A 26,000-nucleotide genomic window follows, 5' to 3' on the forward strand; every position below is an offset into this window, starting at 1 on the left:
TATGAAGAAGATTATTATCGGTGACCATATCGTAAAATCTTTCGGCGAGGGCGATGAGAAGCGCAATGTTCTCGATGAAGTGTCCGTTGAAATAAACGAGGGCGAGTTCGTTGCGGTTATGGGACCTTCAGGCTCGGGCAAATCGACGCTGATGTTTGCGCTGAGCGGAACGGATGACGTTAATAGCGGAAAGGTCGTTTTTGACAGCAGGGAAATATCGGCGGTCGGGGAGAATGAGCTTGCAGATATACGCAGAACAAAAATGGGATTTGTTTTTCAGCAGCCGACGATGCTAAAAAATCTGAATATCCTCGACAACATCATTCTTCCGTCCATGCGCGGCAACCGAAAAAACGCCGTTAAAATTACGGAGAAGGCAAGAGCACTTATGAAAAGGACAGGCATTGCGGAGCTTGAAAAGCGTAACATTACACAGGTGTCGGGAGGTCAGCTTCAGCGTGCGGGAATTTGCCGTGCACTTATGAACAGCCCGCAAATCATCTTCGGCGACGAGCCTACGGGTGCGCTCAACTCCAAATCTGCGCAGGAGATTATGGACATATTCTTCGAAATCAACGCGGACGGTACTGCGGTTATGCTTGTAACTCACGACGCCAAGGTTGCGGCGCGGACGGAGCGCATTATGTTCATGCGCGACGGGAAAATCGTAAGCGAACTGAAGCTTCCGAAGTTTGACGGGACGGATATGGATGGCAGGGTCGAGAAAGTTACGGTGAAAATGTGGGAAATAGGAATATGATTTGTGACATTAGTGATTGTTTCAGGAAAATAAAGGAATAGAATAAAAATTAAAGGCGCATCGTCCTATATCTGAATGACGCGGCGGAGACTCGGCAGCGGCGCACCGAGAAAGCAGTCGCCTTGTTGAAGTAGGGGCGCTTGCAATAAGACGCATTTCAATTCTAGCCCAAGGAGGCGGCAATCCATTGTCCATAAATAAGAGTCCGATCGTAACTGATTTCCGAGAATGGCTGCGAACCCAGCCGGTCCAGAAGACTAGTTCGACCTTACTGTACGACGACATGCATTCGCAGTCGGGAGAAAGCTTGTCTGTCATCTACCAACCTTTTGACGCCCGAAAGAGGGGACATTGGCATGACGCTGGGTTGATCGAGGATTTTCTGGTCACCACCGGTTGCCGGGGAGGGAAGGTACTCGATTTCGGTCCGGGGGACGGATGGCCTTCCTTGGCACTCGCTCCGTTTGTTCAAGAAGTCATTGGAGTTGACGCCTCATCGCTGCGCGTGGCTGTTTGCCAAGAGAACGCCAACCGGCTCGGTATCGGCAACGCCCGCTTCGTTCATTACTTGGCAGGAGAGAGACTGCCCTTTCGGGACGAGGAGTTCGATGCGGTAGTTGCGGCATCTTCGCTTGAGCAATGTCCCGATATTCCGGGGATTCTAAGCGAGCTTCACCGGGTTTTGAAGCCGGGGGGACGGCTCAGGATGGCTTATGAATCGCTCTCGGCTTATGAAGGCAAGAAGGAGATCGAAATTTGGCTTCGGGAAGGTTTAGACAGCTTCACCGGCCTTCTCATCTACCTGCGGGACATCCCGAATGAGAAGGTGGAGCATGTCAACTTGCGGCTTACTCTGCCGTATGCCGCAGCGGTGAAGCTTCTCGGCGGCGATGCCGAAGCGATAACGTTGGAGCGGATTCTTGCCAGCAAGGAGGCCCTTCAGCCTTATCTGGCCGGAATCTGTACCTATACGTTAACCCATCCCGGCGGAGAGTCTTGGATCGCCCTGCTTAAAGAAGCGGGATTCTCCACCGCCCAGGGTACGCACAATGCAGGCAAGCTGGCGGTTCAACTCATGCAGAGTTTGCCGTCGGACGAAATGGGTGCCGTATCGCTGGCTCAAGCTCAGGCAGCCATTGCCCAGACGGCCCCGTTTGTCTCTTTTCTCCCTGCCCCAATTGATGAGCATCCTATGATCCTCGCCGTGAAATAATGGAATGGGAAAATTAAATATCACCCATTCTTCTAATGGCTTCGTCCTTTGTTATCAAGGGACGAAGCCTTTTTCATTAGGTCATATTGTAAAGTGGGTTAAATGTCGCGAAGTCTTACTTCATATGGCGTTTACGGTATTCGCGCGCCGTCATGCCAAGGTGCTTATGACAATACGCGGTGAAATACGAGGGGTTGGCGAATTCGAAGATATCGCTGATGTCACGAAGGGGCATGTTCGTATGAACGAGAAAATTTTTGATAGCTGCGATCCGCTCGCTATGAATGTACTCGAGTACGGTAATTCCTACTTCGGTCTTGAAAAGCCGAGATAGATAATTCGGATGTAAGCAGATCGTATTTGCCACATCCTCTATGGATAGTTTTTTTTCGATATTCTTTTTGATATAGGAAATGACTTTGTTGATGGTGGGGGAATACGTGTATGACTTATGGGTCGTTACGATACGAATGAAGCTTTCCAACATCATGTACTCGATTTTGACCGTCTTAGCAACGGTATCACTCTCATCGATTACATTAATATAATGGTCACTTAGGATAAAGGCGGATTCCGAATCCACGCCAGCTCCGATGATCGCTCTCGTAAAGATCGTGCAGCTTGCGATTAACGAATTTTTGAGGGAATTGAGCGGTTTGTGCGAGAGATTGGCGCGTTCGAGCAGGTTGATTTCATTGAGTAGGCTGATGCTCTCTTCGAGATCGGGCTTCTGAATCGCTTGAACGAGCTTTTTCTCTAAGGCATAGGGGGGATGGCTGTAATTCTGATATCGGTTCTTCACCATGTTTCGTTCCAAGATTAATTTTATATCATCCAAAGCGAAATCTCCTATTCTTGTAAGATGTGATTACGTAATAGGCAAATTTTATTTAATTGTTATTCAATAAAATTTAAATGTATAATTCGTAATTTTTGTTTGAATATCATAATTTACAATTATTTTATCGTCTATAATTTGATATGTAAAGGCTTACATAAATAAATGAAGAGGGGTAAGCAGATGAAAAAGAAATTAAGTGCCATCGTGTTATCCGCCGTTTTATTATCTTCTTTAGTCGCATGTGGAGGGAAAGCCAACGAGGGTTCGATCCCATCCAACAATGCTGATACCGCAACGAAAAGTACGGGTAAAAAAGCAGTTATTACGATCATTCAGAACAAAGTAGAAATTCAGGAACAGCTTGAGGCAGCTGTGAAAGAATTTAACAGCTCTCAGGATCAAGTGGAAGTTCAGACGCTTGGGGTTGCCGGAGACAATTTAACGACCGTACTGCAGACGCAGTTTGGTTCGGCACCTGAGAAGGCGCCCACCATTTTCACCACAGCTTCGGGATCTGAATTCGAGAAGTTCCTTCCTTATATGGCGGAGCTAGGCGATATGAAATCTGCATCATTAATTCTTGATGGGCAAGACAAACCAGCCATGAAAGATGGTAAATTATACGGTTTGCCTGTTGCACTAGAAGGATTTGGCTTAATTTATAACAAAGATTTGTTCAGTAAAGCCGGCGTGAAACCGGAAGATATAAAATCCATTGATGACTTAGTTGCTGCAAGTGTAAAGCTAGAGCAGCAAGATGGTGTGAAGCATGCAATCGCTTTTGCGGAAGAGTCTTATTTCCGATTTATGCATTTATTTAATTGGCCTTTTGCATTAATGAACAATACATCAGAGGTCATTGGAAAGATTAATTCCGGTGAGGTTAAAATTCAGGATATTCCTGAAATGAAGTCGTTCGCGGCCGATTTGGATAAGATTAAACCGCATACGAATTTAAGTAAAAATACGTACGATGAGCAAGTTGCGGGCTTTGCAGAAGGTCAGTTCGCCATGATTCACCAAGGCAACTGGGCACAAACGTTATTGAACGATTATGATGTGAGCTTTAACTATGGTTTCTTGCCTTTTCCGCTGAATGGTAATGACGGAATCTCGATTGGCAACAGTAATTACTTCCGTGTGAATAAGCATGCGAGCAGCGAGCAGCAACAGGGTGCCAAAGCATTTTTGGATTGGTTGCTTACGAATCCAGCAGGACAACGTTATGTCACAGAAGAGTTCAAGTGGATTCCCGTATATAGCGGCTTCGATACAAGCAAAATGGATCCATTGTCCCAAGAAGTTAACCGTTTTGCAAGTGAAGGCAAAGCCGTTCCATGGGTATTTGACCAATTCCCAGCTGGGGCACACCAAGACTTCGCCAGTGAGATGGAAAAGTACTACGCGGGTAAAGAAACAAGCAGCGGTTTATTGGAAGGTCTTGAGAAAGTTTGGATGAACGCCGCTAAATAATTCCACAAATTCAAAGGCTGCTTTCTAGTAATAACTGGGCGAGCAGCCTTTGTACTTTCTTTTATAGATTGGATAAGGGGTGAAATCGTTGAAGAGAAGTCTAAATAACAAACTGATGGCAGCCGTCTTTATCGTTCCATCACTATTTATCTTTATCAATGTGGTCCTGGTCCCATTTGTCATGGGGCTGATCTACTCCTTTACGGATTGGAACGGCTTTAAGTTTGCTGGATCCCATTTTGTCGGGTTTACGAACTACGCACAAATTTTCAGTGATACAAAATTTATGACGGCATTTGGTTTGACGTTTAAATATGCGTTTTTCATGATCGTGTTCGTAAATGTCATTGGTCTAAGCTTAGCACTCCTCGTTACATCTAAAATTAAGACGAAAAACTTCTTGCGCTCTGTTTATTTTCTGCCCAATTTGATTGGCGGCTTAATTCTGGGGTTCATTTGGAAGTTCGTATTTACCAAATTTTTTGTTCAGGTCGGAGATATGGTGGGCAGTGACTCGATATTCTTCGATTGGTTGGATCATCCTACTGCGGCGTTCTGGGCCCTGGTCATCGTCGGTACTTGGCAGATGGCGGGATATGTCATGATCATTTATATCGCGGCGATTCAGAGCATTTCAGATGAGGTGCTGGAAGCAGCGGATATTGATGGGGCAGGGAAATGGTATCGTTTCCGTAAAATCGTATTTCCACTGATTATGCCGGCTTTCACGATCAGCTTGTTCCTCACGTTGTCTGGCTCATTTAAGCAATACGATACGAATATTTCACTCACCGGCGGCGGTCCATACGGGTCGACCGAATTGATTACGATGAATATTTTCAACACGGCGTTTAATTTAAATCAATATCCGTTAGCGCAAGCCAAAGCGATTGTTTTCTTCCTTGTGATCTTGATTGTGACCGTCACCCAGGTTGTTATTTCGAAGAAAAGGGAGGTTGAACAATAATGAAAAGAACTGCTACCCGATATCGAAATATCGCGCTAGAAGTTTGTGCATGGCTTCTCGGCATAATCATGATGCTGCCTATTTATATCATGATTGTGAATTCGTTTAAGGGGCGCAAAGAAATCTTCACGAACACCTTCGGTTTGCCGGATTCGTGGTCGTTTGCGTTCTATGCCAAAGCGATGGAGAAGATGAACTTCTTAACGGCGTTTAAAAATTCGCTGATCGTAACGGCTATAAGTATTTGTCTAATCATTATCTTTGCTGCGATGACATCATGGATGCTGGTTCGGATGAATAATAAGCTAGCCAATTTGATATTACTTGTGTTTGTAGCGACGATGTTAATTCCCTTTCAATCCGTGATGATCCCGCTCATGCAATATATGAGTAGTTGGGATATACCCGCTATTGGCTTTTCGATGGTGAATACGCATTATGGTCTAATTTTTATGTACATTGGGTTTGGGCTTAGCATGTCGGTGTTCTTATATCATGGGTTTATTAAAGGTGTGCCCGTAGCCCTTGAAGAAGCCGCGATGATTGAGGGATGCAACAAATGGCAGACATTCTGGAAAATCGTATTCCCGATGTTGATCCCCATTACGATGACGGTTGGGATTCTAAATTTGCTATGGATATGGAACGATTATCTCCTGCCATCGCTTACACTAAGCAGTCCGACGCTGCGGACGATTCCGCTATCGACGTTCTTCTTCTTTGGTGAATTTACGATTCAGTGGAATTTAGCCATGGCAGGACTCGTCGTGTCCATTATACCGGTTATCATTTTCTACCTTTTCGCGCAGAAATATATTATTAAAGGCGTTATGGCAGGGGCAGTCAAGTAGGAACAGAGTAGAGTAACAGCTTAGGAGGGCCTATAGATGAAGACAGGCTGGATTATTGAAGATCAAGGAAATAGGAAGGGCCTCTGGGTTAACGAAAGTATTTTTAATGTAGCCAATGGGTATCTGGGTGTCAGAGGAAATTATGAAGAAGGTTATGACGGAAAAGAGCCGACGATTCGCGGAACGTATATTAACGCGTTTTATGACATCACGCCGATTCAATACGGAGAAAGTGCTTATGCTTTCCCAGATACACAGCAAAAGCTTGTCAATGTGATCGATGTGCAGGACCTTCATATTCGCATAGGGGAGGAATCGTTCAGTCTTTTTGCAGGTCAGGTCGTCTCATATCGACGCTGGCTGAATATGAAAGAAGGCAAATACGTCCGGCTTGTGCATTGGATTTCACCGCAGGGGAAAGAGTTGGAAATCGAATTCACAAGAATGGCTTCATTCACCACCTTAGAACTATTCGTCATGGATGTGAAAATCACAAGAATCAACTGTGATGATGAAGTGACCATCACGTCTGGTATGAATGGAGACATTAGCAACTATACGAATAGTAATGACCCGCGTGTAGCGTCTGACCATGCCAAGCTGCTTCATGTTGTTCATACTGGGGTGCAGGATACGTGTCTGCAAATAGTTGCCGAGACAAGCAGGTCGCGGCTTCGAGTCGCTGCAACGACATTCCATGAGCTGACGCCATGCATAGAAGGTCGTCTGATTCAGACAGATACGAATCTCACGAAGGAATATGTTTTTCCGAAAGGGAAAGAGGTTCTGCGTCTAACCAAGTATAACGTATTTACCGATACGCGCAGACACGAGCAGCCTGAATTGTGTGGACTGGAGATTGTAAAGAGCGTTGTGAGTAAGGGCATCAAGCAGATTTGGAAGGAACAAGAGCTGTATCTTGAAGCATTTTGGGCGATGGCCAATATCGAGATTCAAGGCGATGCACCGTTGCAAGAAGGGCTTCGTTACAATGTCTATCAGCTGCTTCAATCCGTCGGAAAAGATAAATATAGTAATATTGCGGCAAAAGGGCTGAGTGGTGAAGGATACGAGGGTCATTATTTCTGGGATACCGAAATTTATATTTTACCGTTCTTCATTCTCTGTCAACCGGAATTGGCGAAGCAATTACTTCGATATCGTTATACGATCCTTGGTGAAGCGAAAATTCGTGCGAAGGAATTAGGTCACCGCAAAGGCGCGGCCTATGCATGGCGTACCATAACAGGGCAAGAATGCTCTGCCTATTTCCCGGCGGGAACGGCGCAATTTCATATCAACGGTGATATTGCTTATACCTATATCCAATACTATCTGGCTACGGGAGATGAAGCATTTATCGCTGAGTTTGGCGCTGAAGTGGTGTTTGAAACCGCACGGACTTGGATTGAGTTAGGGCATTTTGATGACGGTGTATTCAAAATTGACGCGGTAACGGGGCCTGATGAATATACCGCGATCGTGAATAACAATTACTATACCAATGTGCTAGCGAAGTATAATATGGAATGGGCTGTGAAGTGGTATCGACAGCTGAAATCTACTCATCCAGAAGCATGGGCTTCTTTATGCAATAGAATTGAGTTAACAGATGAAGAAATTATAATATTTGAACAAGCTGCGGCACAAATGTATTTGCCGTTTAACGACAAACTTGGCATTCACGAGCAGGACGATAGCTTTTTGTCCAAAAAAGTGTGGGATTTCGAGAACACGCCAAGAGCGAATTACCCGTTATTATTGAACTATCATCCGTTATTTATCTATCGTCATCAAGTGTTGAAGCAGGCAGATACGGTGCTTGCACACTTTTTAATAGAAGATGGAGTTTCTTCCGATGTGCTGAAAAGTTCCTATGATTACTATGAAAAAATTACGACACATGATTCTTCCTTATCCAGCGCCATTTATAGTATCATGGCATCCAAAATTGGTTACGCCGATAAAGCCTACTCCTATTTCATTGAAACGGCACGCATGGATTTAGACAATACCCATGGCAACACCAAGGATGGATTGCATATGGCCAATATGGGGGGGACTTGGATGGCCGTTGTTTATGGTTTTACGGGTGTGCGCATTAAGGAAGATCAGTTGGTACTGAATCCTGTTCTGCCAAAGGCGTGGGAAGGTTACAAGTTCAGCATGCAATACCGGCAAGCTCAAATTACCGTGGAAGTGAACACGAATGAAACAGTATTAATGGTGGACGCGGTTAAGCCCATTGTTCTTGAGGTGAAGGGGAAGCGGTTCAAAATCCAGACGGGGAAAATAAGAATAGCGATATAAGCTGGGCTTGAGGTACATGTGTATAGGGATTGAAGATGTACAAACTGGTATTGAAACCATGAAGTCGGCGCATAGATCGCTACTATAGTTAAAGATCAAAATGAGGAGCCAATGAGGCTCCTTATTTTGATCTTACATTGATATGTGATGAAATTCGATTTGGTTTTTTTGGTATATATTCATCTTTGCCCTTCCACAGGACTTTTTTAATATGGGTAACTCACAAAAACACAATAAACAACATGTAAGTCAGCGGAAAAATACATGTGCGCTTCTTACTTCTTTGTGCTAATATGGGGACTGCGAACGATGTAACCGTTGTCATTATTTGTGGGGGGCTCATATGTATAAACAACTGTTTGCGTACACCCAGAAGTACAAATTGAGTTACCGTATGATTGTTACGAATATGTGTATTGCTGTGTTACCCATTCTCCTGCTCGGATCGGTGGGTTATTTTTCGTATATTCATATTATGAAGGAAAATGCCTTAGACAATATGAGTCAGTTCGTGATTCAGACCAATAATCGATTGGATGAATACTTTAATCGGGTAGATCAGTTATCGAAGTCCATTTTCTATAATCGAAGTGTGCAGCAAATTATGGTCGTTAACAAGACATGGAAGGAATCTGATGCGCTGATGCACAATCTGAATTCTTACATGTTACTAGACCCTACCATTAAATCAGTAGGAATGATCAATAGTGAGGACTTCCGAATTGTCTCAACCGGGCAGTTGATGACACAGGAGCTTGAGTACATTCGTAACGAGCAGGTGAACAACCAGGTGAGTTATAAGATGCAAATCTCTCCTCCGCTGGAGAGTCAGGATCGAGGTATGGGGAAGGGACTGCTTGCATTCCGGAGTATTCGATCCATTCAGCAAAGCAGCTATTTACAAGGATTATACATCGGTGTAATGCTGCTAGATACAAAATGGATTCAACAAATTTTAGATACAGGTAATATGGATAACAAAGCGAGTCTTTTCATCGTGAACGATAAGGGTGACTTAATCGCCTCCTCCAATGCAAAGTTTGATTTTACATACGTTCAGAAGCATATGAGCGATCAGTCGGATGATCAAGTAGTCAATGTTCATATAGACGGCGTCAATTACTTATATCAATCATCACCGATTAAGAGTATGAATTGGAGGTTTATAGCATTTATTAATGAAGCTCAGCTACTAGATAAAGCTTCTGTTATTCAATGGAGCGTTATTGCTGTCATGATCGTCATGGTGCTTATCGTACTGCTTGTCGTTGTATCGTTTAATTTCCGTCTAACCCATCCTATTACGAAAATGGCGGATGCTTTCGATAGTGCAGCGAAGGGAGATTTCGATGCCAAGCTGAAATTCGGCTATAAAAATGAAATTACGGTCATTCAAGATCATTATAACAATATGTTGGATGAAATTAAGAAGCTGACAGGCAATTTGCTGCAATCGCAGCAGCAGTTGCATGAGACAGAGATGGATAAGCAAATGTTTCAATTAAACGCATTGCAGAGTCAGATCAATGCTCATTTCCTATATAATGTGCTGCACTCCATTCGCGGAATGTCTCTATCGAATGCCAAGAAGGAAGTAGCGATAGCCATTGACAACCTGGTCTCTTACTTTCGTTATATTACCCGGACAGATGAGTACGTATTGCTATATAAGGAACTGGAGCATCTTGAACGCTATATTGCGATACAGAAAATTCGTTTTGGAGACCGGCTGCAATTTAAGGTCTTCACGGATCCGGCGCTTAGAGGCCAGTCTATTGTCAAGCTGATTCTGCAACCGTTGGTTGAAAATGCACTATTTCACGGCTTGGAAGGAAAAAATGGTCGCTGGCTTATTCGTATCAAGGCTGTTGTACAGGATGATCAACATTTGATCATTAAAGTGCTGGATAATGGGATGGGGATGAGCAGTGAGAAGGTAGCCAGCCTACATGATGAGTTAAGAGGGAATGGCTCCTCAAGTTCAAGCGAAGAATCCTTGGGACAAGGGATAGGACTAGTCAATATTCACAAGCGAATTCAAATTTACTATGGCGAGCCGTATGGATTGACAATTAAGAGTTGGCACAATCGAGGGACATTAGTCACGATCAAAGTCCCTCTCAGGGACAAGGAGGGTCACAGCAATGTATAAGCTACTTCTAGTAGATGATGAGCCTTGGATTCTGAAGGACATGGAACAAATTATAGATTGGGAGGAAGCGGGATTTCAGATCGTTGCTAGTGTTAATGATGTCCAAATTGCGGAAAGTATACTGCGGCGACGTCAAATTGACGTCGTGATCAGCGATATCAGAATGCCGGGTAAAAGTGGTCTGGAATTGCTTACCTTCGTTAACCGAGTTACACCACATACGCTCGTTGTGTTTATGAGTGCATATAGTGAGTTCGCTTACGCTAAGCAAGCAATTGAAAATGGCTGCTTTAACTACATGCTTAAGCCAGTAAATGTCGATGAACTGCTTGAAACGCTGGACAGATGCGCTGAACGATTGTCTGCAAGAGTACAAGAGCAAAGTCTGAGACAAGCTTACGAGTATTCCATGATGCTGGTCGAGTGGGTAGAGAGTGATGTATCTGTACGGCGTGTGCAGGAGCAATTAGTCAGAACTGGAGCGACATTTCCTGCTGAGAGTCATTATGCCTTTGCTACAGTAAAGAGAAAAGAAATGCTGTCAGAGGCGGAGTTGTCTATACTAGACAGATTGCTGGAACAGTATGGGGTAACTATCTTCCGAGGTCGGGTAAGTTCATTCAAATGGACGTACTTACTTGGTTTTCCTGTATTGGGCGACTTTTCGGCCAGAAAGCTTTATCGTGAGGTCAAACAACATGCGGCTCGGCAAGGCTGGGATATAGGCATTAGCTCCATTGGAAGCCCCGAGGATCGGGCGGGGAGGCTTTATCACCAGGCAAGTATGATGGCGGATACCTCAAGCTTGAATCGGCCTGTTGGCATGTATCGATACAACAAACATATAAATTCTGCTGTACCTATCTTGCGAGAACAGATTAACAAAGCAACCCGAATTGAGCATCTGGAAGCGGCTTTGTTCGGCATAGGCAAGGGGATTGCGAATGGACGTATACATTTGAGTGGTCTAGTGGAACTTTACAACTTGCTAACGCAATCCCTGATTCAGTTATCGACGTTTGGCACAGAGGTACCTGAATCGATCACGGTACAAGATCTCCTGCTTCATTATGGCACACCGCATGATTTGCTGGAAGAACTGACGATGCGGATCGAGGAGCACAAGAGGAAGCCGAGTGATATTAACGCAATTCCGATTGTAGAGGGGATTACGAAGGATCTTGATCGGATGTATGCCCACCGTGTGTCCCTCAAAGAGATGGCTCAGAAGTATTTTATTAGCCCCAATTATTTAAGTCATCTATTTAAGCAGGAGAAGGGAACAAGCTTCATTAATTATTTGATCCAAAAAAGACTTGAAGCCGCCATTGATTTGCTGAAAAAAGACATCTCTCTTTACGAGGTAGGTCGGCTAGTAGGCTACGATGATTACGCCCATTTCAGTAAACTGTTCAAAAAGCACATAGGCATGTCGCCGCTAGATTATAGACAGCAGCATAAGCCTTAACTATGATAAGGACTGGGCCGTCTGTCAGCTCGTTGTTCACTTTGTCATATGATGTGGTGCGATATTTACGCACCGTCTAATATGTGTTTATGCCTCGCCATAGTGCGGGGCTTTTCTATTGTATAAGGAAATTATTCCTTGTGTTATTCAATTGTAGAACATCGTAATAAATGACAACATACCTTCCAACCTAAGCACATGTAACCCGTCACAAGGCTGTGTCACAATGAGAACAAAGAAAGTTATAGGTTGGTATGAGCGGCGAGGAAGGAGTGGCGATGTGACGGAAGCAGGACGTAAAGATATGACGGAAGCCCTCGAAAATGCAGACACAACGCAATCTGTGGACACAGGAGTACACCGTTTAACAGAAATGGAGATCGTGATTGAGGAACCTAATTGGAGCAATTATAGCTCAATCAGCGTTGCCAATTTCGGAGCACGCGCGGAGGAAGGCTATTGTAATGGAGAAGCCTTTCAGCGGGCTATTGATTATTGCAAACAGGCTAATGTTGCGGAGTTGACTGTTCCTGCAGGAGTCTATCATTTTTACGAGGGAAGGCATCCTGTTTTTGAGGGATTGCAGGATTTTCAGTTTGACGGGGGCGAATCGGAGTTTATTTTTTCGACAGTGTCAGCCTATTTCGTAATTAAGTATTGTACGCGTGCCATATTCAAAAACTTCACACTCGACTGGAATTGGGCCCGTGATCAGCTTGCCAGCATTGGTCAAGTACAGGAAGTAGCGACGGATCGATCCTATATTGATCTTCATTTTCCTGAGTATGAGACTTTGCCGGAGAAGCTGGATATTCGTACGTTTAACGCTATGGATCCCCGCACATTATCACCGGGCTGCTCGCTCGGGCGGGAATTCGGTCATGATCAGCTGGGTACGGCCGTGCTAAAGGATCGTAACACACTGCGAATCAGTCTTCCTGAAGCAAAGAGGGAGTTCTTCCACTTCCTTCAGCGGGAGCAGACCTACATTGTACGCCATTACATCTATGATGCGAATGCTTTCGAGCTGCATGGCAACCAGCATTTACAGATGCAGCATGTGACGATTTATTCGGCGCCCGGTCATGGGTTTGTGACGACAGGTGATCAGCACCATTGGGCGCTAGAGCGCTGCAGAATTGTGAAGCGCCCAGGAACGACACGCTGCATTTCGGTTACGGCGGATGGTTGCCATATTAGCAATTCGCAGGGCTACTTTAGGATTGAGAATTGTGATTTCAGCTACAACGGCGATGATTGTCTGAACATTCATGACAATTCGGTTCAAGGTTTTGTCAGAGTAGATGACCGAACGATTCAGCTTAGTCGTGTACAAAGGTGGAGAAATCCTTTTGGCAAGGACGATGCCATTGAGTTCCGTCTCGCGGATCTGTCTCCTGCTGGCCTGACTGTTCCAATTGAGTCTGTCGATTGGGAGGAGGAGCAGCAACGCTGTACTGTTGTATTTCAGGAGCCGCTGCCTGCTGATCTATCCAATCAAGCGATTTTATTTAATCGGAGATATGATTCGGGCCATTATATCGTACGCAATAACTTCTTCCACCATAACCGTGCACGGGGAATATTGCTTCACTCCAGTCACGGTCTGGTCGAGAACAATCATTTTCTGATGAACCAGGGTTCGGCTATTCAGATTGAATGTGGTGCGGAATCCCGCTGGGCAGAGGGCTTTGGTGTAGAGCATGTTATCATCCGCAACAATTTGATCGATAGCAGTGATGTGAACCACTGGAACATGGCCGTCATCTATATGGGCGTATATTTGGAGCAGGGAAGGACATTGTTCCCGATTTTTCAAAATATTACGATTGAAAGCAACACGATCGTGAATTGTCCACAGCAGGCCATGTATATGTCATCCTGCAATCATATTGTTATTCGTAGTAACGCGATCTTGAATGACAATGCCGGGCCGATCAAAACGGAGCAGGATGGTGACGCCAATTGTGTTGCGAATCGTTCTTCCTATCAAGGCAGCCTTATGGTCAGCCACGGGCGAGACATTGAGATCTCTGGAAATCGACGGCTATCAACTCTCCCTGCAACGGATAGTGGCATTTACATTGAGCCGTTAACGAGCAGTAATGTCACATTGACGGGTAATGTTGGATTTCAGTGATGTGCGGATGGAGATAACAGTAGCGATGAACATTGATGTGAAATGACATGAAGTGAAGAAAGAGAGCAGGTGAGGGAAGTCATGGAGGCGAGATTGTCTAAAGTAAATGCACGGCAGGATCTGCTGAAACGGATGAACAATTATAAGATGTTATACGTAATGCTGCTGCCCGCTATAGTCTTCTTAACGATTTTTAACTATATCCCGATGTATGGAGCGTCAATTGCCTTTAAAGATTTTTCGATTACAAAGGGGATATTAGGCAGTCCATGGGTAGGGTTTGATCATTTTACGAAGCTGTTTCAGACAGACAAGTTCTGGCAAGTTTTTCGTAACACGATCGAAATTAATTTATTGAGACTGGTGTTTGGCTTTCCGGCACCCGTTATTTTAGCTATTTTATTAAATGAAATCCGCAACAAGTATTTTAAACGATCTATTCAAACGATCATTTATTTACCGCATTTTATTTCATGGGTAACCATTGCGGGCATCATGTTTTCCTTGCTGTCCAACGATGGACTGTTCAATCAGATTATTGCACTTTTTGGCGGGGAGAGCGTAAATTTTCTGACCAGTAACTTCATGTTCCGGCCCATCCTTATTATATCAGGGATTTGGAAAGAAGTAGGTTGGGGCACAATTATTTTCTTGGCTGCGTTATCAGGTATTAATCCGGATTTGTACGAAGCGGCGACGGTGGATGGTGCAAATCGATTCAAGCAGATCATTTACATTACGCTACCGGGATTGCTTCCGATCATCTCCATATTGCTCATTTTGAATTTTGGCAGCATGATGAATGGCGGCTTTGACCAGGTATTTAACCTTTACAACACGATGGTATACGAGAGCGGAGACGTTATTGATACATACGTGTATCGAATCGGTTTGACGCAAGGTAAATACAGTGTGGCAACAGCTATTGGACTATTCTTGAACATCATTAACTTTGCATTGCTGATCATCGTCAACTATGCATCCAAAAAAATGAGTGGTCAAGGGATCTACTAAAGGTGGTGTAGCAGCTATGAAGTCGGTGAGCTTGTCAGGCAAAATTTTTGATATCTGCAATATTATATTTCTGCTGTTAGTGGCAGTTATAACGCTGTATCCGTTCTGGCATGTATTAGTCGGGTCAATTATGCCCTATGAAGAATCGATTAAATCAGGTTTTCATCTATTTCCGAAAAAGATCAACTTTGAAGCTTATCAATATGTATTTTCCAAAAATACGATTATGCGATCGCTGCTCGTATCTCTGTTCGTAACCATTGTTGGCGCTGTTTATCAACTGTTGATTACAGCCATTACAGCTTATCCACTAATTAAGCAGGATTTGCCGGGGCGCACAGCTATTTTCTTGTTTATTATTTTTACGATGTTTTTTGGCGGCGGTCTTATTCCTTATTATTTGCTCATTAAGAACCTACATATGGTTAACAGCTTGTTAGTTATGATAATTCCTGCTGCTCTTAGCACGTATAACATGGTTGTACTGAAGACATTTTTTCAGAATATACCCATTGAGCTGGAAGAGTCGGCGAAAATGGATGGAGCGGGCTATATGAAAATTTTCTTCAGCATTATATTACCGTTATCTATACCGGCACTGGCTACGATTGGCTTGTTCATTGCTGTAGGGCAGTGGAACAACTGGTACACGCCGATGCTGTTCCTTAACGACAAGGATCTGTGGCCACTGGCTATGGTGCTTAGAGATATTCTGATTAATAACAATATGGAGTTAACACGAGGCGGAAGCTTTGTCAGTGAGGAGTTCATGCTGGGAGACACCATTAAGAATGCTGTTGTCATGGTATCTGTCATTCCGATCATTATCGTATACCCTTTCATTCAAAAGCATTTTGTGAAAGGGGTGATGATCGGCTCCATCAAGAGCTAAACCTATTGCAACAGACATGATAACCAATATATGAATAACTAGGGGAGTTGGGTATACATGATTAGAACAAGAAACAAGCTGACCTTGTTGCTAGCAGCAGTAGTTGTAACGGTTAGCGTTCTGGCCGGCTGTGGCGGAAATAATGCGAAATCTGGGACAACATCTGAAAATGCAGGGGCAGACAAGGCTGCCTCGGCTAAGCCGGTAGAACTATCCGTGTTCAGTTGGATGTTCGAAGGTGCTGATTCACCCGATTCTGAGGTGTATAAGAAGCTGCAGGAGAAATTGAACATTCGCCTCAAGCCGATCACTGCTTCGTGGAATGACTGGGAAGAGAAGTTGAACGTCATGATCGCATCAGGTGAAATGCCAGATGTATTCGTCTCTTACGGAATCGATCGTCCAGTACAATATCGTCAATGGATCCGGGAAGGCATGTTGCTGCCGATCTCTGATTTTACAGATCAATATCCGAACATTAAGAACTCGCTAGCTAATTTCGAGATGCTGGCGAAGGCAACAGATGGCAAGCATTATGCACTTCCAATCTACAATGAGTCAGGCAGTGGCAAGGATTCTGTAAGCGGCCATAATATTCTTATTCGTAAAGATTGGCTCGATAAGCTGGGCTTGCAAGTGCCAACGACTATTGATGAGTTCTATGCCGTGGCAAAAGCTTTTGCGGAGAACGATCCTGATGGTAACGGCAAACAAGATACGTATGGATATACGTCCAGCTCTGGAGGGGTATGGTGGCAATACCCGATCTTTAATGCGTTTGATACAAGTACAGAGCGTTGGGAGAAGAAGGGTGATCAGTGGATGCCTGAAGTTATTTCCGACGAAACAGAGGAAGCGGTTACGTTCCTGAACCAAATGTTTAACGAGAAAATTCTCGATCCTGAGTTCATGCTGAATACGGATGACAAAAAAATCGAGAAGTTCGTAACAGGAAAAGTAGGAATGATCATTCATAGTGCAAATGCTACGTTCTACAATGATATATACAACAAGTTCAAGCAGGCTAAACCGGATGCCGATCCTAAATCTATCTTCACTTGGGTGGGTACGTTGAAGGGGAAAACAGGTTTGCAACGGATGGACGGGTTCAACAACTTCTGGGCTGAAACATCCATTAACGCCGGCATTTCGGAAGAAAAGCAGAAAAAAGCGCTTGAGTTGCTGGATTATCTGCTGTCCGAAGAAGGCCAAAATTTGATGATTAACGGTGTAGAAGGCGTACACTACAAAAAGGAAGGCGACAAAATTGTACCGCTGATTTCTGCGGAAGATAAAGAAAAAGAGAAAGCTTTCCAACTTAAAGCACTTGTATCCTGGAATACAGATTATTTGCCAGAAAACTTGCCTAACCGTGAAGAAATTATTGAATTGTCTAAATCGACGGGGGATTATTCGGTACCGAATCCATTGGGCTATTTAAACATTAGTGAAGATGCGCTGGATCCAAGCATTCCAAATCAATTGAATGACTTTGTTAACGAAGAAATTGTGAAAATGATTGTTGGATCAAGCAAAGATGTGGCAGCAAGCTTCGCTAAGTTCAAAGATACATGGATGTCCAAAGGCGGAAAGCAAGTGATTGAAGAAACGAACAAACAGGCTGTTGCTGAGGGGCGTTAAGAGGCTGTAAAACCCTTGAGGTTTTAAGGTAATAGTCGATGTAAGGGGCTGTTCCGTATGGAATAGCCCCTTGGCTGTCTCATGAATGCTAAGGAATAGAGTAATATTACGAAGACGAAGGAGCGATTTAGAATGGTATCTTTTCAAGAGGGACAGAACCTGGTGTTTATTGGGGACAGCATTACGGATTGTGGAAGAACGGACGATCCCGAAGGTATTGGTCATGGGTATGTTCGAATTGTGAAAGATTATTTATCGCTTATGTTGCCGGAGATTTCATTGCAGGTGAACAATCGTGGTGTCAGTGGGGAGACAATTCTGGATTTGCAGAAGCGGTGGCAGGAAGATGTCATTGCTCTGAAGCCAGATTGGATGACCGTGTCTATAGGTATTAACGACGAGTGGAAGAACGTATCGCTAGCGCAGTACAAGGAGACTTATAGAGAGCTATTATCAGAGACCAAGCGTAGAACAAACGCATCGTTCATCATCATGCAGACAACGATTATTTCCGAAGACCCGAATGACGGGAAAAACGAACGGCTGCTTCCATATAACGAGATCATTGAGGAAATAGCAGCAGAGTTTGATGCTATTCTTGTACGACAAAATCAAATTTTTACGCAATATTTGAAGACACAAAAAGGAAAGGTGTTGACCTATGATCAGGTTCACATGAATTCCACAGGGCAACTACTGATGGCGTTTAATTGGCTGGAGGCATGCGGTTATTCCGTGAAGTAGACGGGTAGCTTCTAAATGTATTTTTGCGATAGAAGGAAAATAAAGGCTGGGGGCTCACGCAGTGTAACGCATCGATGCTACATACTTTTCCTACGTTATCTGCTATTATCCGTAGTCAGTAGAAGGGGCTGTTCCGATCACCAGCAGATGATCTGAACAGCCCTTCAGTGTCATAAGGTCAACCAACGTTTGCTGGTTGACCTTATGATGTTACTAGTTGTTAATTTGCTAGTTGCGAATTAACTTCGTTTCGATGATGTCTTGTTGCTGCAGTAAATTGAATATAAGCTGTGCAGATTCTGCCCGTAGTGCGGGCTGTTGTGGTGCAAATATCTCTTGTCCTCTTCCTTGGATAAGGTTAGCATCTGTTGCATCCGTTACGTAAGGCAATGCCCAGATAGGTATGTTTTTGGCATCAGCATAGCTGCTTGTTGTTGCATAATTTTGTACATCTATTCCAAGAGAGCGCACAATGAGAACCGCCATTTCTGCACGTGTAATTGTCTCCTCTGGAGCGAAGATATGGTCATTTCGTCCTGTTACAATTCCGGCTTTGACTGAAGCGGCAACATCTTCAGCATACCAAGCATTGCTTGTAACGTCGTTAAAAGTAGTCTGAGCAGAAGTCTCGGTAGGTAGTTTCAGCACTTTGGATAACATGGTGATGAATTCTGCACGTGTTGTCTTATTTGAAGGCTGGAAAGTAACGTCTGTTGTCCCCTGAATGATATGTTTGGCAGCCAAAATTTGCAGTGTGCGTGATGCCCAGTGTTCGGACGGCACATCTGTAAAGGTCTTTTTGTACTCCAGAACGGTGTACATGCCAAGCTCTTCCATCGCAAGATTTATTTTCCCCGCCGTTTGATCTACAATGCCGCCTGCATGCTCCCATTGCTTGGAATTGTTATTATAGAAGTAAATGCCTAGCAGGTCTGGATCAACTTCTTTCGCGTCATAGGGCAGTGAAAGGATGACCTGGCCGTTGACTTTTCCGGCATTAAATTTTTGTTTGTCTGTCGTATGCAAGGTGATGTCAAGCTCATAGGCGCGACCTACGGATTTGATGACAGCATTACCGTTGTTCTTTACATCCCCATGTATCGCCGTATCTTTTACTGGAGCAAGCGTAATCTGCACGGAGGAGCCGATCGTATTTCCGGCCTGTGCCTTTAATGCTTCCAATACAGTCTTTTTAATAAGAAGCGAGACAGAACCTTGCTTTATTTGTAGTGGATAATTGCCAAATGCCTCTATATCTGCAAGCGGTAATGATACTGTTGTTTGATTGGCAGCTATCTCTGCGTACACAGTATGATCTTGTAGCTTCAGGAGAGAAGAAGCAGCAACATCATGACTGCTTGAGCTTGCTCCTGGGTTCGTACTGGAGGCTGCGCCAGAGCCAGACTGTCCGTTATTTTCGTTGCCTGTATTGCCGCTATTTCTCGGAATGACAATCGCTATCTCATTGGAGGGTTTGCTTTCTCCATATGAATCGTAGGCAATTGCTGTAATGTAATACGTTGCACCTTGTGTAGGTCCGTTTATTGTATATTTCGTCGCAGTACCAACATGTATTACATTGGAATACGTACCACTTTTGGTACCATACTGAATGATATAACCTGTAGCTCCTGTTACGGCAGGCCAACTTACTTCGATTTTTTGTTGGTCCGCTGTTCCACTAATAACAGGTGTGGCAAAAGCCTGTTTGTCTAAAATCAAATAACCGAATTGTTCGGGTGCTTTGCCTGCCCCAATGCCGCTGTTATATTCAATCCATCCATTTCTTGCATCACCGTAATCCGGGTGAGAGTAGCTTCCATCACTATAGTTAGCCAATATAGAGATACCAAGAGCAGAACCATCCTTAATCGTAACATCTGCTGGCAGTATCTCATGCCATGGTATAGCCATCTCATAGACCGTTCTGTTAGAGGCTTCATCGCGGGTGATGACGACTTCACCCGCAGTAAAGATTCCTGCTGTGCGTCCTGAAATGGCATTGTAACGATAACCCAGCATATCGCCATTCTCTGTCAGACCAAATGCGAGCTCCGTATAACCTTTTTTGCCAGGAACACTTCCTCGATCCGGATCAATCGCGATTTGAATACTGGAGCCCTTCCAAAGATCTGCGGGGTTCGTGATGGACAAATGATGGCTGTCCTCTGTAACCTCTATGGCCAGGTATAGGTTGTTATTGTCCCATTGTGTGTAGCCAGAAGCAGTCAGCTTATCTTTCGTCCAGGAATCCCTGAAGCCAGGTAAAATATTTTTAACTTGAGAGAGCTGATTCAGGATAAAGTCGGGCCGATGCCATTCCTCCAGGCTGCCGTTAATAGAAGGTTTGGTCTCTGTAAACAAGCTCCGTAAAGCAGTAATCTGCTTATCAATTTTGATCTCTTTAGATGCTGTAACCATACCGGAAGTATCATGAACACGATACTGCAGGCGGTGCTCGCCATTGCTTAGTCCAGTTACGGTATAGCTGTAAGGCGGTGTTGTCATTTCCTGTACGAGCTGATCATCTACATATAGCAGTACCTTTGCGATATTTGGAATACCTGAAATATACGGAGTAACAGGGAGGTTAGCCAGATTGAGCTTATACCCATCACGTAGTGAGAAGAAGTCTACGACTTTAGGGTTTTCATTTTCCGAAACTACCGAGCCTGTCGTCACTTGAACAGCTTCTGATGTTGCACCGTTGTTGCCGTCAATGCCTTCTGCTTCTACTTTATAGTAGTAGGTCGTATTAGGCTGTAACTCCTCATGATCCATGAATGCGGCAGTGTCGGATTCACCTATCATATTGGCATAAGCCGGTGTAAATGTCGCAGTCGTGCTGCGGTAAATATTATAATGTGCTATCTTTCCGGATATAGCGGTAATTGGTGTTACCTGTTCATCAAGCGCTGCCCATGAAAGCTGTACGATACCTTCATCAAATGCAGCGTGGATATTTTGTACTTGTGACGGTAGGAATGAATTTTGAGGCAATGTCAGAACTTGAGTGCTTCGATCATAACCAGTACCATCTTGCCAGTCGACCAGTGAACGGTAAGTTGTGCCTTTGAAAGTCGAACGGAACGTTGCCAGCTCGCTATAGATGAGATTGTTGTTGATACTGTCGATATGTGTGTCTACGCCCACATCTATAGCCGCTGCTTCTTGAGTTCCTTGTGTAAGCACAATATGGTTACTATGAATCGTGTTACCAGACCAAGTGCCGTATGGATTTGCTGCGCTGTTGATGGCGGCAGTGTTGTCAACATCGACGATGATCATATTGTGGGCAACTTCTACATTATGCAGGCCTGTAGACAGATCTGGGCGCCCTGTAAAGTTGCCGAGTGCAATTTGTCCACTGCCATTGCTTTGCTCTGCTTTGTTGCCTTTCACTTTGTTGTTAATAATTTTGGCTCCGATATTGCTCATGGTCGTAATTCCGTTGCCTTTATTGTCATGCGAATAGTTGTACTGTACCGTAATGTTATCGCAATACCAGTCAATATTAAGTCCTGCTCCGTCGAAGCCGGAGTTGGCGTCACTCATATTGTATATTTCATTAAATTTGATAATGGAGTCACGAGAAGCAATGAACCATAGTCCGCCGGGTCCCCATGTATCTGTACCAAGACCGCCGTCATGTACAACGTTACGATCAATGGAGGAATCGTGGGCGTTCTGAACGACGATACCTTGGCTTGCCATGTTGTAGACCTTGTTTCCTGTAACACGAACATTACCGTACAGCAGCTGTGAGCGTAGTTCCTCATTTTTAACAATGTCCCAGCCCGTAGTCGTAATGCCGTACCAGCCAATATCGTGCACGGTGTTGTTGGAAATGACAATATCGCGTGCAACCTCTCGGTAATCTGTTCCGGGTACGAGTGAGGAAATGACGATGCCGTTGGTGTTGCTGTTAAAAGTGGAGCTATATACTTCATTGCCGTCTATTCGTACATTGCGATGCAGCCTTGAATTGTCATAGTTGATGAGAATACCAGCCGTGATATTATTCCACGATTGCGTCGAAGAAGGGATGACCTCAACAGCCAAATCTTTAATGATCCAGTTGCTCAGATTTTTCCCTGTTACGACACCACCGCCGTTCGGTGCATTCCAAGCGATTACCGGTTTATCGCCCGTTCCGTAGGAAGCAACTTGGATGGGATGATCTTCCGTACCGGATTGCTTCAGAAGGAGTGGTTCATTCCAGCGGTCTCCCGCTTTCAGTAGAATGCTGTCCCCAGGAAGGAAGGTTGAAGCGTTCACTTTGTTCAGTGTTCTCCAGGCAGTAGCCTCACTTTGTCCGTCATTCGTGTCGTCACCTGTACTGGCGCTGACATAATAAGCTGTATTGCCATCTGATACAACGGGTGCTGTAATGCTGTCCACGATGACATCGTCGAAGCTTGCTGTCGCTTGAGCAGTTAACAAAGCTATTTTGCCTGTGGGTAAGCTGTTATCCTCGGCGGTTAACAGTTTTACGTCGTTAATATATAACTCAAGGAATTTGCCTGCTGCAACACCCTTCCATGTATAAGGCTTACCAATTGTCATGCTGTAAGGGACTTCAGCAAGGGTTGTTGTCATGTCATCTGCTATTTTTACAATTTTCACGTTACCTGCATGAGCATCATTAGCGGTATACTGCATACTGTATCTGCTGCCATCGTCCTGCTGGCGTAATGCTATGCCGACAGTTCCTGTCTGATCAATCGACGAAAGTCTGATCTGTGTCTGCAGCGCGTAGTTGGTCCATGCGGAGTCGCCTGCATAAGCTTCTCCACCATTTGGATCGTTCTGACTATAGATGTTGTTGTCGGAAGTATCCATGACAGATACGTTGTCAAATTCTACGGTAGAAGCCCATGTAGCCAATCCTATTTTTCCATAAGTATAATCATTGTTGTCATCGGTCACGTTGAATAGTAATGTGCCATTTCGATAAATATTAAATGTGCTGCCTGAAGCTTCGACCTTAATGCGAACAAATTGATCTTTGACAAGGGAAGGGCCATCATATGCTTGGAGCCATTCCTGCTGACTGCCGTTTTGTTTCATAAGGCGAATGTAGTTTTCACTCATATACAAGTAGTAGAAATGCTGATTGTCTTGATAGCGGAAATCCATCATTGCCCCTTCGCCTGTTAGCAGCTTTACGTCTGCCTCGAAGGAATAGTCTCCCCATGAATTGTCTCCTGCTAGAAGCTCGGAGGCGCCGTCGCCAGAGCTTTGTCTATAAGCGCTGGAATTGCCATCTGTAACGATTGACCACGTACCGCTATTACGCCCCCATTCGGAAGCGCTTCCATTTTCAAAATCGTCTGAGAATAATTCGCCTGACTGGCCTGATTCGATGCTCCAGTTACCGTTAGGGGCTGTCCATGCCGTGCTGTTATTTCCCTCAAAATCATCTTGAAACAACATAACGTTGTCATTCTCCGATGCTGAAGCTGCCGACACTTTTGGGGCTACAGGGCAACTCATAACGATCAGCAGTATTGCCATCGTTGTTAAGATGATTCGGTGATATAGAATTCCTCTCATCCTTCTTCTCATGCTACTAGTCCTCCTTATGGTGTGATGAATATGGCTACTTTAACATGTTGAAGGGGACAGTAACATGTGGTAAGTAAGTGAACCTGTATGTAGTTATGTGAGGGTATCTATTGGAGTTATTGAAAAGTGTGAATAATTCCCCTATTTGTGCCGCAGTCGACTCCAACTTTGTTGACGAATTTCTGTCGCTGGTTGACCCGTAATTTGTTTGATCATGCGGGCAAAATGATGAGATGTCTTAAACCCGCAACGCGTAGCAATTTCGGAAATGGTTAGTCCGGTATGGGTGAGCAATTCGATGGCCCGTTCGATCCGATAGGACCATAGATAGTGAATCGGCGTTGTTCCTTCATGCAGTTTAAATAATCGAAGCAGGTGTTCAGGAGATACGCCAGCGTGGAGCGATAAATTGCTCAGGTTAGTTTCTTGTCCATAATGGTCTCGAATCCACATCATAGCCTTATGAACAGCCGGGTGCTTCTCCTGCTGTCGATTCATTCGATTGGATTCAATCGGAAATAGATGCAGTGCTGCGAGTCCAAGGCTCCGAATAACCGGGTCGCTTCCAGTGCAATACGGTTGTAAATTCAGAATTAGGTCGGTAAGTCGATTCATTTCTTCAGACAATGTTAGGCATTCGGGAAGTTGATAGAGATCATCCCGATTCTTGTCAGCGAGTGGGGATACTCGGATACTGATCCAGCGGTGCCAAGTTTCCTCTGTCTTCGAGAAAGTAAATGTTTCTTCATGTCCAGGCTTTAGAAGCACGACATGGCCAGGCTTCACGTTCAGCTCCCTGCCGTCGATACTTACATTCATTTCACCAGTGTATAGCAATACGAGCTGTAAATCCTGTTGAATGCGTGGACCGAAGCGGCCGCCTGGTGGATAGACGACAGATCCGGCATAGGTGAATTGTAAGTCTTCCAAGGGAATGAATAAGGGGGGTGTCAATGGAGAACCTCCTTCGATCGGATCATGGTCCTTATGACTTCATAGTATAAACTTAAATTTTAAAATATCAACTACAGATACATTTTGGCTGATTACAGCAATTGTTGAGCTTTCTTATATCGAATATGCTAGTTCTGATAGTAATCAGATATGAGATGAAGGGAGCTGCAGGATGACTAGAACAATCCCGCCGATATGTAGTCCGCTAACAGAGGAGCAGATTGAACTTTTTAGAGAGCAAGGGTATCTATTAATAAAAAAGGGATGCAGTCATGATCTCATAGATGCCTTTAACGGACACATCTATGATATACGCAATCAGAGTCCTATGCCGGAATGGGCAGCGTGCACTGAGGAGAAGAAATACACCCTTCGTTTGTTCAATTCACATAAGGAGGACAGCTTCTCCCGCCAATTGATGAAGCTCCCGCTGATCCGCGGTGCGTTGGCGCAATTCATGGGCCAAGAGGCTGTAGGTGTGCAGAGCATGTATTTCTACAAAGAACCGGGATCTCCAGGGCAAGCATCTCACCAGGATTACTACTATATTAAAGATGATCCGATGACGATGATCGCGGCATGGATTGCCATGGAAGAGCTTGTGGATGAGGAAAATGGCTGTTTGTGGGTCATGCCTGGAACGCATAAATTGGGGTTATTGCCGCACGGTGCCGTCAAGAATCATGATGAACATGAATCATGGACTGACGAAACGGAAGGCGTAGATACGACGCATCAGATTCCGGTCGTGATGGAGAAGGGGGATATTCTGTTCTTCAGTGAACTGCTGATTCATTCTTCGAATAAGAATCGGAGTAAAGACCGTTGGCGGCGTTCGTATGTATGTCATTATATCCGTGAGGACTCGAAAGTACTGCAACGAGAAGATCTGCGCGTGAAATATCCATTGTATTAATCGGAGTCATATAAGATACAGATTGTAAGCCACAAAATGAAACGAACCGGCCAAAGACATCAATAAACCGGCTCGTTTTTTTGTTTGTGGGTCAGA

17 protein-coding genes are annotated in these 26,000 nt (G+C 44.4%); 14 read left to right on the forward strand and 3 right to left on the reverse strand.

All coding sequences use genetic code 11. The annotated features are described in order from the left end of the window. Position 1 precedes the first annotated feature (1 nt). Together BVG16_RS28945 and BVG16_RS28950 are read left to right on the forward strand one after the other, a co-directional pair. Positions 2-760, forward strand: coding sequence for an ABC transporter ATP-binding protein (locus tag BVG16_RS28945; RefSeq protein WP_078502681.1), 759 nt, complete (start codon positions 2-4; stop codon positions 758-760). 187 nt (positions 761-947) lie between these two features. After that, positions 948-1,973: a class I SAM-dependent methyltransferase gene (locus BVG16_RS28950; RefSeq protein ID WP_078502682.1), complete on the forward strand. Its 1,026-nt coding sequence runs from the start codon at positions 948-950 to the stop codon at positions 1,971-1,973. 115 nt (positions 1,974-2,088) lie between these two features. Here the strand turns inward: BVG16_RS28950 and BVG16_RS28955 are convergent, their stop codons facing one another. Further along, the gene (locus BVG16_RS28955) at positions 2,089-2,811 is read right to left on the reverse strand and encodes a helix-turn-helix transcriptional regulator (protein WP_078502683.1); all 723 of its coding nucleotides are present in this window, start codon (positions 2,809-2,811) and stop codon (positions 2,089-2,091) included. Between the two features lie 183 nt (positions 2,812-2,994). On the opposite strand from BVG16_RS28955, the gene BVG16_RS28960 reads away from it, so the two are divergent. From BVG16_RS28960 to BVG16_RS29010, 11 genes are all read left to right on the forward strand, one after another. Beyond that, complete coding sequence (locus BVG16_RS28960) at positions 2,995-4,287, forward strand: ABC transporter substrate-binding protein (RefSeq protein WP_158081830.1); 1,293 nt, start codon at positions 2,995-2,997, stop codon at positions 4,285-4,287. An 88-nt stretch (positions 4,288-4,375) separates the two neighbouring features. Then, on the forward strand, positions 4,376-5,254 hold the full coding sequence (locus BVG16_RS28965; protein WP_078502685.1) for a carbohydrate ABC transporter permease: 879 nt from the start codon (positions 4,376-4,378) through the stop codon (positions 5,252-5,254). After that, positions 5,254-6,105 (forward strand): carbohydrate ABC transporter permease, encoded by an 852-nt coding sequence (locus BVG16_RS28970; protein ID WP_078502686.1) that lies wholly within the window; start codon positions 5,254-5,256, stop codon positions 6,103-6,105. Before BVG16_RS28965 ends, BVG16_RS28970 begins: the two co-directional genes overlap by 1 nt. A gap of 36 nt (positions 6,106-6,141) precedes the next feature. After that, positions 6,142-8,415, forward strand: coding sequence for a glycoside hydrolase family 65 protein (locus BVG16_RS28975; RefSeq protein ID WP_078502687.1), 2,274 nt, complete (start codon positions 6,142-6,144; stop codon positions 8,413-8,415). A gap of 343 nt (positions 8,416-8,758) precedes the next feature. Then, positions 8,759-10,567, forward strand: a complete 1,809-nt coding sequence (locus tag BVG16_RS28980) for a sensor histidine kinase (RefSeq protein WP_078502688.1) — start codon at positions 8,759-8,761, stop codon at positions 10,565-10,567. After that, positions 10,560-12,035: a response regulator transcription factor gene (locus BVG16_RS28985; RefSeq protein WP_078502689.1), complete on the forward strand. Its 1,476-nt coding sequence runs from the start codon at positions 10,560-10,562 to the stop codon at positions 12,033-12,035. The genes BVG16_RS28980 and BVG16_RS28985 overlap by 8 nt, the downstream gene beginning before the upstream one ends. A gap of 226 nt (positions 12,036-12,261) precedes the next feature. Next, positions 12,262-14,175 (forward strand): right-handed parallel beta-helix repeat-containing protein, encoded by a 1,914-nt coding sequence (locus BVG16_RS28990; protein ID WP_144027532.1) that lies wholly within the window; start codon positions 12,262-12,264, stop codon positions 14,173-14,175. Positions 14,176-14,268: 93 nt separating this feature from the next. Further along, positions 14,269-15,189 carry an ABC transporter permease gene (locus BVG16_RS28995; RefSeq protein ID WP_233147202.1) on the forward strand — a complete coding sequence of 307 codons (921 nt, stop codon included), beginning with the start codon at positions 14,269-14,271 and terminating at the stop codon, positions 15,187-15,189. Positions 15,190-15,205: 16 nt separating this feature from the next. Beyond that, on the forward strand, positions 15,206-16,081 hold the full coding sequence (locus BVG16_RS29000; RefSeq protein WP_078502692.1) for a carbohydrate ABC transporter permease: 876 nt from the start codon (positions 15,206-15,208) through the stop codon (positions 16,079-16,081). 57 nt (positions 16,082-16,138) lie between these two features. Continuing rightward, a complete protein-coding gene (locus BVG16_RS29005) occupies positions 16,139-17,722 on the forward strand; it encodes an extracellular solute-binding protein (protein WP_078502693.1) in 1,584 nt (527 codons plus the stop codon). Between the two features lie 132 nt (positions 17,723-17,854). Further along, complete coding sequence (locus BVG16_RS29010) at positions 17,855-18,466, forward strand: SGNH/GDSL hydrolase family protein (protein ID WP_078502694.1); 612 nt, start codon at positions 17,855-17,857, stop codon at positions 18,464-18,466. Positions 18,467-18,694: 228 nt separating this feature from the next. Here BVG16_RS29010 and BVG16_RS29015 read toward each other — a convergent pair whose 3' ends face one another. Then, a complete protein-coding gene (locus BVG16_RS29015) occupies positions 18,695-24,034 on the reverse strand; it encodes an S-layer homology domain-containing protein (RefSeq protein ID WP_078502695.1) in 5,340 nt (1,779 codons plus the stop codon). A 141-nt stretch (positions 24,035-24,175) separates the two neighbouring features. Beyond that, entirely contained in the window at positions 24,176-24,988 is an 813-nt protein-coding gene (locus tag BVG16_RS29020; protein ID WP_078502696.1) for a helix-turn-helix domain-containing protein, read from the reverse strand. A 172-nt stretch (positions 24,989-25,160) separates the two neighbouring features. Here BVG16_RS29020 and BVG16_RS29025 point away from each other — a divergent pair, with 172 nt between their 5' ends. Beyond that, positions 25,161-25,904: a phytanoyl-CoA dioxygenase family protein gene (locus BVG16_RS29025; protein ID WP_078502697.1), complete on the forward strand. Its 744-nt coding sequence runs from the start codon at positions 25,161-25,163 to the stop codon at positions 25,902-25,904. The last annotated feature ends 96 nt before the right edge of the window (positions 25,905-26,000 follow it).

This window comes from Paenibacillus selenitireducens (assembly GCF_002021565.1).
In the GTDB taxonomy this organism is placed as follows: domain Bacteria; phylum Bacillota; class Bacilli; order Paenibacillales; family Paenibacillaceae; genus Paenibacillus_K; species Paenibacillus_K selenitireducens.